This window comes from Pontibacillus yanchengensis Y32 (assembly GCF_000770635.1).
GTDB lineage: Bacteria > Bacillota > Bacilli > Bacillales > BH030062 > Pontibacillus > Pontibacillus yanchengensis.
The window spans coordinates 16,666-28,070 of sequence record NZ_AVBF01000050.1; the positions used below are offsets into that span (position 1 = coordinate 16,666).

Consider the following 11,405-nt stretch of genomic DNA (forward strand, 5'->3'; position numbering starts at 1 on the left):
GGGGCATTATGTAATGACTGTAGTAATTGGTTTAACAGGAAGCATAGCAAGCGGTAAAAGTACCGTATCTTTAATGTTTGATGAATTTAATATTCCAGTAGTAGATGCAGATAAGCTATCTCGAAAGGTTGTAGAGCCTGGTAAAAAAGCCTATAACCAAATAATTGAAGAGTTTGGTCATGACATTTTGAGAGACGATCAAACCATTGACCGTAAAGCATTAGGTACCATTGTGTTTAATGATGAGGAAAAGCGAAAAAAACTAAATTCATTTGTGCACCCTGCCGTACGAGAGGAAATGGTACAACAAAGAGATTTTTATGTAACGGAGGGGTATAAAGCAGTTGTTTTAGATATCCCATTACTATTTGAGAGTGACTTAGCTCACTATGTAGATAAAGTAGTTGTAGTATATGTTGATGAAGATACTCAGTTAAAGAGACTTATGGAAAGAGATAAGAGTACTAAAGAGGACGCATTAAGTAGAATCAACTCTCAAATGCCTGTATCCCAAAAGGCAAAAAAAGCAGATGAAGTAGTCGATAATTCTGGTAGTAAACATGATTCCTACAAACAGTTAGAAACCATCCTCCGGCAGTGGAAGATAATATAATGTGAAAAACCGTGAGCATTTCGTTCACGGTTTTTTTAATATAATTCCTTTATGTTGCATACATACCTAATTCGGTTGCATATTCCTTACCAGTACAAATCATTTCTTTCTTTTTTAATGTCCATTTTTAATATTCTACCACCAAAAAAAGGATTAATGTGTTATACTAATCATACATAAATTTATTTAGTATATCACATATGTGGAGAGGGGTAGTTGTTATGAAGTCACGTGTTGCAATTAATGGTTTTGGTCGTATTGGCAGAATGGTATTCCGTCAGGCCGTAATGGATGATAATCTTGAGGTGGTAGCGGTTAATGCAAGTTACCCTCCTGAAACGTTAGCCCACCTTTTAACATATGATAGTGTTCATGGTCGTTTTCAAGCAGATGTGAAAGCGCTTCAAGATGGTCTTGAGATAAATGGTAAAAAGGTTCACTTGTTCGCTTCAAGGGACCCTAAAGAATTACCATGGAAAGATCACAATATTGATATCGTCATAGAAGCTACTGGTAAGTTTAAAACGAAGGAAACAGCAGGAGCACATATAGAAGCAGGGGCAAAGAAGGTCGTCATTACTGCACCTGGAAAAGAAGTTGATGCTACGATTGTTATGGGTGTAAATGAGAGCGTTTACAATCACCAGCAGCATGATGTTATTTCAAATGCATCTTGTACAACAAACTGTTTAGCTCCCGTAGTGAAAGTACTAGATGAGCAATTTGGTATAGAAAATGGATTAATGACAACTGTGCATGCGTTCACGAATGATCAGAAAAATTTAGATAACCCCCATAAAGACTTGCGTAGAGCAAGAGGATGTACTCAATCTATTATTCCAACATCTACAGGTGCAGCTAAAGCATTAGGTCAAGTCCTTCCTCAATTAGATGGTAAATTACATGGTATGGCTTTACGTGTGCCGACTCCCAATGTTTCACTAGTTGATTTAGTGGTTGATTTGAAACAGGATGTCACGGTTGACCAAATTAACAATACATTCCGTCATGCTGCCAAAAATGAGCTCAATGGAATATTATCTTATTCTGAGGAACCATTAGTATCTGTTGACTACACAACTACAGAGTATTCCTCTATAGTAGATGGATTATCAACACTAGTGATGGAAGATCGAAAAGTGAAAGTTTTAGCTTGGTATGACAACGAATGGGGTTATTCTAAACGAGTTATTGACTTGGTGAACTTTGTAGGGAGTTATTTAAAGAAAGAACAAGAAGTTCAAGTATCATAAATGTTTATCATTGGAATCCCCCTCTTTCCTCATTTATAATGAGGAAAGAAATACCACTTCCACTGGTAGGAGTCTATTAACCAATTTCTAAAAATCTTCACAGATGTATATTGCAAATTTCAGGGAAACGATATATACTAACTTTTGAGCTTCTGAAAAACTAACTGAAATAGGACTGCTTAAAGGGTTAGGACCTCGTAGGACTAACTTTCCCCCGTGGTAGTGCATTAGCTAGATGTATAGAAGTAAACTTATGTGGTTAAAGGGGGACTCCCAATGGATACAATGGGTAGACATGTAATTGCAGAACTTTGGGATTGTAACATTGATAAGTTAAATGATATGAATTTGATTGAACAAATTTTTGTTGATGCAGCTTTAAAGTCAGGTGCTGAGGTAAGAGAAGTAGCCTTTCATAAATTTGCTCCTCATGGAGTAAGTGGGGTAGTCATCATTTCAGAATCTCACCTTACCATTCATAGCTTCCCAGAACACGGGTATGCAAGTATTGATGTATACACATGTGGCGATCGCATAGATCCCAATGTAGCAGCTCAATATATTGCAGAAGCACTTGAATCGAAATCAAAAGAGACAGTTGAGGTTCCGCGTGGTATGGGACCAGTTGAAGTGAAAAAATTTAATGTTCTATAAAATAAAAAGAGGTGTACAACGTGCACCTCTTTTCTGATAGTTTTAGGAGATATAATTACATACATGTGAGTATATAAAATGTAAATATGGCTAGACTCAGTCCAGCTACCTCTCGACTAATATGTTTCCCTCTCCTTCATTTTATAAGCCAACGTCGAAACAGGCATGTTCCGTTATTCTTTTATCTTTATTTCTTCCACGATATTATTCTTCATAATTTGAAACCCTCAATGATAAACCCAAACTCAAGAATTTTGGTGAATTTGTCAAATCACCTCGAGTAATGTATTTATCCTTGTAGAATTTTTGATATAATAGATAAGAGGTGTACACGTTATATGAAAATAAAACAATTTTTTTCCACATATTTTACAAATCACGCTGAAACTGATGAAACTCACCATAACGATTCCTTACGCACTCATTATTTCAAAACAACTAAGGACAAAGCGATTAACGTATTGCACGATATGTATTCTAAATCACCGTCCTTTGAAGTGAGGTCCGTGTCCGAAGAACGTGGCGAGTTAAGTGTTCAGTTAAAAAAACAAAAGAAAGCGTTTATTGTTATTAGTGTAATTATGGTCAAACCTTATCATACTGCAATTGATTTTTCTGTTACATCAGAAACTACTTTACCATTTGACTTTGGGTACAGCCATAAAGTAATTCGCCAACAATACGACATGCTTAAGAAAGAGCTACCTTTTATTGAAACATCAATGGCTCATAAATTAAATGTGTAGACAAGGCAAACCAGATTTGGAGTTGATATGGAGTGAAGTGCCCCAATTGTAGCTACAAAAGTACAAAAGTATTAGACTCTAGGCCAGTAGAGGAAGGAAAATCTATCAGGCGGAGGAGAGAATGCGAACAATGTGATTTTCGGTTCACCACTTTTGAGCGCATTGAGGAGGTTCCTCTTATCATTGTGAAAAAAGAAGGAACACGAGAGGAGTTCAGCCGCGAAAAGCTTATGCGTGGCTTAATCCGTGCGTGCGAGAAAAGGCCAGTTGCCGTAGAAGAATTAGAAAATATTACTGGCGATATTGAACGAGAATTAAGAAACCGTGGTGTTTCGGAGGTTCAGAGTAAGGAAATAGGAGAAATGGTAATGGATCGTCTAGCTACTGTAGATGAGGTAGCTTATGTTCGGTTCGCATCCGTTTATAGACAATTTAAAGATATCAATGTCTTCTTGGATGAATTAAAAGATTTAATCAAACATGATTCTGAAGGGTAAATGTTTAGGGCCTTTGTGGCTCTTTTCTTTTTTATACCCCCTACTTACAACAAGGATTCATAAACAACAAACACTAGCATGGACAGCGTGGAGAAGGGGAGATTAGATATGAACGAAACGAATATTGGAAAGCTGTTACCGTTAGACGGCTTCAAATTGCAAGTACCACAAAATATTGCTTTCAACATGTCTACCTCTTTAACTCATTTATATCAACCTTTAATTGGTTTGGCTGCAATATCTTTATACCAAACACTTCTTTCAGAATACGAGGTTCAAAAGAAAGAGGACCAACCCAGAACCCATCATTTGTTAATGAATTATCTCCATCTCCCTTTAGATCAAATTTATGAAGCCAGAAAACGCCTAGAAGCAATTGGACTCATGCGGTCATTCCTTACAGAGGGGACTCAACAGAATGTGTACACGTATGTATTATTAAGACCATTTACGCCAAATGAATTCTTTGAAGATGATATGTTGTCCCTGTTATTGTATCATCATATTGGAGAAGAAAAATTTAAGAGATTGCAACATGCGCTATATGCTAAGCCAATAGTGGAAGACCAATCTATTGAAGTTACGTCTTCTTTCGAGGAAATCTTTTCAATGAGAGAGCTACCTAATGATGTGCCATCCAATCCAGAATCTGAAGAAATGACAAAAACTATTGCTACATCGACAACAGGAGCAAATGTACAAGAATCCAGTATCGATTTCGATTGGTTAAAAAGCACGTTTCATGAACGAATGCTACCAGTGAACGTAATCTTCACTGAAAAGAATAAAAAAGTGATGAATCAATTAGCTTTACTGTATAACTTAGCTACTTATGAAATGGAAAAAGCAATACAATGGGCTCTATCTGACTCCAACGAGTTGCATGTCTCAGAATTAAAGGAAGCCTGTCATGACTTATATCAATCCAAGCACCAAAATGGCCAAGGGAATATAAAGTTAACAGAACATCGTGAAAAGGTTAATTCGGAGGACAAATTATCCAATTCTTCAGATGAAGATCAACAACCTCAAGGTAAGGAAGAGGCGTTGATTAATCAATTGGAACATATATCTCCTAGGCAATTACTAACAGATTTATCAAATGGTGCTGAACCAACTGAAAAAGAACTTAAAATAGTCCGTGATATAATGACTTCCCAAGGCTTACCTGCTGGAGTCATGAACGTGCTCATTTATTATGTACTATTGAAAACGGACATGAAACTTTCAAAGCCGTATATGGAAACCATTGCTGGACATTGGGCACGTCTAGATGTGAAAACAGTAAGGCAAGCAATGGATACTGCTAAATCTGAGAATCAAAAATACCAGCAATTAGCTACTAAAGGGAAAAACCGAAATCGGAGACAAAAACAAGAAGTGTTGCCTGATTGGTTTAAAGAACAACAAAAAGAAAAAGAAGCACAACCTCAAACAAAAGGTTCAGAAAAGGCTAGTAAATCCCAACAAGAGATTGAGAAGGAAAAAAAGGAATTAGCTGAGGCCTTGAAGAAAATGGATGATGAATAGATAACGTGTGAATAAATTGATTTAAGGATGAGTGACATGGAACCAATCCAAACAGCTTTGAAAAAATGGATGAGAGAGAGTAAAAACTTCCAAGAGCATTATCAAAATATGCGACAGGCTATTTTACATGATGAAGATATCCAAAAAGTTTTACAACAAAACTCTCAATTGACTGATCAAGATGTTGAACGACATTTGATGAAATTTTACGAGTATCAGTCCCAATCTAAATCCTGTGAGGGATGTCCTTCTCTAGATGAATGTCAGAACCTTGTACCTGGCTATTCACCTAGCCTTCATGTTACAGAGAAGGATGTACGCTTAACATATGAAATGTGTCCAACTAAGCGCCAATATCAAGAACAGTCTGAAAAGCGTTCTTTTATAAGTAGTCTTTATATGCCAAAGGATATTTTAGAAGCTCGCTTTAAGGATTTAGATCCAGATGATCGTTACGAAGCGATAAGACTTGCAGTTAATTACACTGAAAATGTAGAGACCGAAAAAGCTCAAAAGGGTCTTTATTTTCATGGACGATTTGGAGTAGGGAAAACTCATATTTTAGGTGCTATTGCAAATAAATTAGCGAATAAGCGTATTTCTTCTTATATGATCTACATGCCTGAGCTTGTGAGGGAAATGAAGTCGTCGCTTCAGGATAACTCACTAAATGAAAAGATAGAGAAATTCAAAACAGCTCAAGTCCTAATGCTAGATGATATCGGCGCAGAATCTATGTCGTCTTGGTTTCGTGATGAAGTGTTAGGATCTATTCTTCAATATCGAATGATGGAGCGTTTACCTGTATTTTTCACATCTAACTATTCTTTAGAGGACTTAGAGAAGCATTTAATGACGAATAACCGTGGTGAAATTGAGCAACTAAAAGCTGGCAGAATTATAGAACGAATCAAAGCTTGTAGCACACCAGTTGAAGTAATAGGCCAAAACCGTAGACAATAATTATAGGTATTAATCTTTAAACAACCTTTTATTAGGGTTGTTTTTTTTATTGTTATAGAAAACATACATTTTTTCTTTCCTTGTCCCATATAATGTAACAGTTTCGGGGAAGGGGGGAACAGCTTGAAAGAGATCTGCTTTGAATATAAACAGGAAGCTCTATCATTTTGTGAGAGTATCCTTGATGAACATGGGGATATTACAATTCAATGGCGCCACCAAAATAAAACGGGCTACACTGTCAACATAGAGAGCGGAAAGACTTCAGCCATATCAGTTAACAAATGGCTTGTGAACGGGTTGATCCATGTATTTACCTTACATAGAGAACAGTCCTGGATACAAGATATTATCCGCAATTGTTATTATTATAATGATGAAGATGAAGTAGCTCACATATTTGAATTGTGTCAGTCTTTCTTACAAGACGATACGGAACAACGGATGGTACCATTACATGAACTTAGTCACGGGCAGCATACAAAACTTTTGTATCGTGTGTTTGAGAATGCCTTAAATGAAGGGGATGCTTTACATTTTGATTCAGTTGTTACGTTCCGTCTTCAATATTACAAAGAAGAGCTAATTGATTTTGTTGGTTATGCAATCGATGAATATAAGCGTGAAGAGGAGTACCAAACCTATGTTCAGCAATTAAGAGAATATGTAGGGACTAAGAAAGCGAAAATCGACCATCTTGTTATCGTGCAAAAAGATGCATCGTTTCTTTTCTTTAATTCTTCAGGAAAACCAATTTCTAATGCAATAGTCAAAAACCTTGCGCAGCAAGAACCATTATATCTATTTGGTCTTGGGAAAGAAGAACTTAATTTGACGCCTATCATGGCTCTAGCGCCAGAACAGATATCCTTTTATGGGGATGATGTTACCGATCCTAAAACACTGACAGTTATGAATGTGTTTCAAGAACGAATGGAGATGTATCCATTAAGTAAATTTCCCTTTAAAAGATTGTCTTCTTTATAATTTTTATAACTATAGTGCATAGAAAACTAGTATGAATTAAAAAATAGGCTTGCTTTCCATATTAATTCCACATATAATAAAAAACATAACTAACTAAACAACCATTCCTTGATATATAAAAGTTTTGATGAGGATACGAACAATATATTCCGACTTTACAGAGAGGGAAGTCATCGGCTGTGAGCTTCCTATGTACGGCATATTGTTTACCACCTCTGAACTCTGGTCATGAAATGTAGTATTGATCAGCGGATTATCCACGTTACGGATGTACTAATGAAGCCACATTTGATGTGGAAATTAGGGTGGAACCACGGGTATAACGCTCGTCCCTTCGCTTTCGTGCAAGGGATGGGCGTTTTTTAGTGTCTTAAAACAGTAAAATATTAAAGGAGTGACAGACATGTCGGAAGCAATTCAACTTACTTTTCCAGATGGCGCAGTCAAGGAGTTCCCAAAAGATACGACAACAGAAGATGTAGCTGCTTCCATTAGCCCTGGGTTAAAAAAGCAAGCTGTTGCAGGGAAGCATAATGGCCAGCTTTTAGATTTACGTCGAGTATTGCCTGGGGATGGTTCAATCGAAATCGTTACACTACGTGACGAGGAAGGGATTGAAGTGTTACGCCACTCCACTGCTCACCTAATGGCACAAGCTGTTAAACGTTTATACGGGAAAGTGAACCTAGGTGTTGGTCCCGTAATAGAAAATGGCTTTTATTATGATATGGATGTTAGTGAATCGATTACTGCAGAAGATCTACCTAAGATTGAAAAAGAAATGCAGAAAATCGTAAGCGAAAACCTTGAAGTTGAACGATTAGAGGTTAGTCGTGAGGAAGCTAAAGAAATGTATGAGGAAATCGGCGATAACCTTAAATTAGAACTTCTAGAAGATATACCAGAAGGGGAACAAGTTACAATTTACAAGCAAGGTGAGTTTTTCGATCTTTGTCGTGGACCTCATGTACCTTCTACAGGGAAAATCAAAGTATTCAACCTGTTAAGTGTCTCTGGTGCATATTGGCGTGGAGACAGTGATAATAAGATGCTACAGCGTATTTATGGTACTGCATTCGAAAAGAAAGATCACTTAAAAGAGTACCTTCATATGCTTGAAGAAGCAAAAGAACGCGATCACCGCAAGTTAGGGAAAGAACTAGACATCTTTACTGTCTCTCAAAAAGTTGGGCAAGGGTTGCCACTTTGGCTACCTAAAGGAGCTACTATACGTCGCACTATTGAACGATATATAGTTGATTTAGAAGAGCGTCTAGGGTATGACCATGTGTACACACCTGTGCTTGGTTCTGTAGACTTATATAAAACAAGTGGACACTGGGATCACTATCAAGAGGATATGTTCCCGACTATGGAGATGGATAACGAAGACCTTGTTCTTCGACCAATGAACTGCCCACACCATATGATGATTTATAAGAGTCAATTCCACAGTTATCGTAATTTACCTGTGCGTATTGCTGAGCTTGGTACTATGCATCGTTATGAAATGTCTGGTGCATTAGCAGGATTGCAACGGGTTCGTGCCATGACATTGAATGACGCTCATATCTTTGCTCGTCCAGATCAGCTGAAAGAAGAGTTCATTCGCGTTGTTCGTATGATTCAGGAAGTGTATAAAGACTTTGGTTTAAACGAGTATTACTTCCGTCTTTCTTATCGTGATAAAGAAGATAAAGAAAAATATGTAGATAACGATGAAATGTGGGATAAGGCGCAATCTCTTCTTAAGGAAACTATGGAAGACCTAAAGCTTGATTACGTAGAGGCAGAAGGAGAAGCGGCATTTTACGGTCCGAAACTGGACGTTCAAGTCAAGACAGCGCTAGGTAAAGACGAAACATTATCTACTGTTCAACTGGACTTTCACTTACCAGAACGCTTTGATTTAACATATGTTGGGGAAGATGGTAATCACCATCGACCTGTCGTTATCCACCGTGGTGTTGTATCCACTATGGAACGTTTTGTTGCCTTCTTAATTGAAGAATACAAAGGAGCCTTCCCAACTTGGTTAGCACCAGTGCAAGCAAAGATTATTCCTGTTTCTGCGGATGCTCATCTTGAGTATGCCAAAAAGGTAGAGGATGAACTGAGATACGCAGGAGTTAGAGTAGAAGTAGATGAGCGTGATGAGAAAATTGGCTATAAAATCCGTGAAGCTCAAATGCAAAAAGTTCCATATCAACTTGTTGTAGGGGACAATGAAATGAGTGAAAGTGGAGTCAATGTTCGTCGCTATGGCGAACAAGACTCAGAAACAAAACCACTTGCAGATTTCGTGGATGAAATTAAACAAGAAATCCAAGGGAAATCTAAATAATCAAAATGAAGTCTCTTTCTTACTTATTTGTAAGGAAGAGGCTTTTTAGATAATAAGTTATGGTAGTCGGCAATGGCGAAACATACTTGATCATCCTTTTACAAACTAAGCTTAATGCTTAATAGGAGTTAGAAAAGCACTACCTCTTTTCTTTAAAGAGGCTGTTGCAATAAATACATAAATCCTGTATTCTAAATAAGGTCATACACTTTCGAATGAACAAAAAATAGATTGGCTAGTTGACATCATGTGAAATACATGCTAACCTTGTAAAAGTGAAATCAAATAACTGTCTGAGACAAGTAGAAGCACCCGCTTCTCACCTGATTGACGTTCTTTTTAGAAGAACAGTTGACGGGTAACATTTTCTGAACGTAAGGGAAACGTGTGGGTGCAGTGTGTACCGACACTTTTTTTAATGTCTTTAAATCCAGCATGATGAAATAGAGCTTGTCGAAGATGACACTATTATTTTTTAACTATACCTTGGAGGTGGCTGGTTATTAGCAAAGAAATGATTGTCAATGAAAAAATCCGTGCTCGTGAAGTACGTCTCATTGATTCAAATGGAGACCAATTGGGTGTTAAATCCAAAAATGAAGCATTAGATATCGCTGCAAACGCAAATCTAGATCTTGTTATGGTTGCTCCAAACGCAAAACCGCCTGTATGTCGTATCATGGACTACGGTAAGTATAAATTCGAGCAACAGAAAAAAGAAAAAGAACAGCGTAAGAATCAAAAAGTTATTAACATCAAAGAAGTACGTCTTAGCCCAGGAATTGAAGAGCATGACTTTAATACGAAACTTCGTAATGCACGTAAATTCCTATCAAAAGGGGATAAAGTGAAGGCAACGATTCGTTTCCGCGGTCGTGCTATCACTCACAAAGAGCTAGGCCAAGAGGTTCTAGATCGTATGGCACAAGAATGTAAAGATCTTTCCACTATCGAAACGAAACCGAAGATGGAAGGTCGTAATATGTTTATGATGCTTGCTCCAGTTAATGAAAAAGAATAAGTAACTAACTAGGGAGAAGCCAAGATAATGCTTAAAGGAGGAACTACTCATGCCAAAAATGAAAACTCATAAAGGTTCACAGAAACGTTTTTCAAAAACAGGTAGCGGCAAGGTGAAGCGTTCCCACGCGTTCACAAGCCACTTATTCGCAAATAAGTCTCAAAAGCAAAAACGTAAACTACGTCAATCTTCAATTGTGGACCGTAGCGACTATAAGCGTATCAAGGATATGCTTCCGAAAAAATAATCGAAATTACATTTTAACGAGATTACTCGAAATTGATATAACAGGAGGGAACTACTATGGCACGCGTAAAAGGTGGAACAGTTACACGTCAACGTCGTAAAAAAGTCTTAAAACTTGCCAAAGGGTATTATGGTTCAAAACATGCTTTATTTAAGCAAGCAAAACAACAAGTAATGAAGTCAGGTCAGTATGCTTATCGTGACCGTCGTCAGAGAAAACGTGATTTCCGTAAATTATGGATCGCACGTATCAACGCAGCAGCTCGTATGAACGACATTTCTTACAGCCGTCTAATGCACGGTCTTAAGCAAGCTGGCATCGAAGTTAACCGTAAAATGCTAGCTGACTTAGCTGTTACAGACGAAAAAGGTTTCGCTAACCTAGTAGAGCAAGCAAAAACAGCACTTAAGTAAGTTGAGAAAAGCCATTCCAATTCAGGAATGGCTTTTTATAGTTTCATGGTATTTTTGTGATTAATGGATTAAAAGTTATTCTATAATCGCCCCATTATGTTGAAGACTTGGAATCGAGATATATTGGGATAGGTCCG

At 37.4% G+C, this 11,405-nt stretch carries 12 protein-coding genes and 2 other annotated features; all 12 genes read left to right on the forward strand.

The window, feature by feature from the left end; translation table 11 throughout:
- The first annotated feature begins 13 nt into the window (after positions 1-13).
- The 12 genes from coaE (at position 14) to rplT (ending at position 11,268) form a co-directional block, all read left to right on the forward strand.
- The gene (gene coaE, locus N782_RS15375; protein WP_036822086.1) at positions 14-613 is read left to right on the forward strand and encodes a dephospho-CoA kinase; all 600 of its coding nucleotides are present in this window, start codon (positions 14-16) and stop codon (positions 611-613) included.
- 221 nt (positions 614-834) lie between these two features.
- Positions 835-1,866 (forward strand): glyceraldehyde-3-phosphate dehydrogenase, encoded by a 1,032-nt coding sequence (locus tag N782_RS15380; RefSeq protein ID WP_036822089.1) that lies wholly within the window; start codon positions 835-837, stop codon positions 1,864-1,866.
- 276 nt (positions 1,867-2,142) lie between these two features.
- Entirely contained in the window at positions 2,143-2,520 is a 378-nt protein-coding gene (speD, locus tag N782_RS15385) for an adenosylmethionine decarboxylase (protein WP_036822092.1), read from the forward strand.
- A 338-nt stretch (positions 2,521-2,858) separates the two neighbouring features.
- Entirely contained in the window at positions 2,859-3,266 is a 408-nt protein-coding gene (locus N782_RS15390; RefSeq protein ID WP_036822094.1) for a hypothetical protein, read from the forward strand.
- A gap of 32 nt (positions 3,267-3,298) precedes the next feature.
- A complete protein-coding gene (nrdR, locus tag N782_RS15395) occupies positions 3,299-3,763 on the forward strand; it encodes a transcriptional regulator NrdR (protein ID WP_036822097.1) in 465 nt (154 codons plus the stop codon).
- A 108-nt stretch (positions 3,764-3,871) separates the two neighbouring features.
- Positions 3,872-5,293, forward strand: coding sequence for a replication initiation and membrane attachment family protein (locus tag N782_RS15400; RefSeq protein WP_036822099.1), 1,422 nt, complete (start codon positions 3,872-3,874; stop codon positions 5,291-5,293).
- A 36-nt stretch (positions 5,294-5,329) separates the two neighbouring features.
- Entirely contained in the window at positions 5,330-6,256 is a 927-nt protein-coding gene (gene dnaI / locus N782_RS15405; protein ID WP_036822103.1) for a primosomal protein DnaI, read from the forward strand.
- A 123-nt stretch (positions 6,257-6,379) separates the two neighbouring features.
- The gene (ytxC, locus tag N782_RS15410) at positions 6,380-7,243 is read left to right on the forward strand and encodes a sporulation protein YtxC (RefSeq protein WP_052111378.1); all 864 of its coding nucleotides are present in this window, start codon (positions 6,380-6,382) and stop codon (positions 7,241-7,243) included.
- A gap of 115 nt (positions 7,244-7,358) precedes the next feature.
- Positions 7,359-7,580 (forward strand) — a binding site (T-box leader).
- A gap of 66 nt (positions 7,581-7,646) precedes the next feature.
- Positions 7,647-9,587, forward strand: coding sequence for a threonine--tRNA ligase (thrS, locus tag N782_RS15415; protein ID WP_036822106.1), 1,941 nt, complete (start codon positions 7,647-7,649; stop codon positions 9,585-9,587).
- A 294-nt stretch (positions 9,588-9,881) separates the two neighbouring features.
- Positions 9,882-10,009, forward strand: a sequence feature (ribosomal protein L20 leader region).
- A 92-nt stretch (positions 10,010-10,101) separates the two neighbouring features.
- The gene (infC, locus tag N782_RS15420) at positions 10,102-10,608 is read left to right on the forward strand and encodes a translation initiation factor IF-3 (RefSeq protein WP_036822108.1); all 507 of its coding nucleotides are present in this window, start codon (positions 10,102-10,104) and stop codon (positions 10,606-10,608) included.
- A 49-nt stretch (positions 10,609-10,657) separates the two neighbouring features.
- Entirely contained in the window at positions 10,658-10,855 is a 198-nt protein-coding gene (gene rpmI / locus N782_RS15425) for a 50S ribosomal protein L35 (RefSeq protein ID WP_036822110.1), read from the forward strand.
- A 56-nt stretch (positions 10,856-10,911) separates the two neighbouring features.
- Positions 10,912-11,268 carry a 50S ribosomal protein L20 gene (gene rplT / locus N782_RS15430; RefSeq protein ID WP_036822113.1) on the forward strand — a complete coding sequence of 119 codons (357 nt, stop codon included), beginning with the start codon at positions 10,912-10,914 and terminating at the stop codon, positions 11,266-11,268.
- Positions 11,269-11,405: the final 137 nt, after the last annotated feature.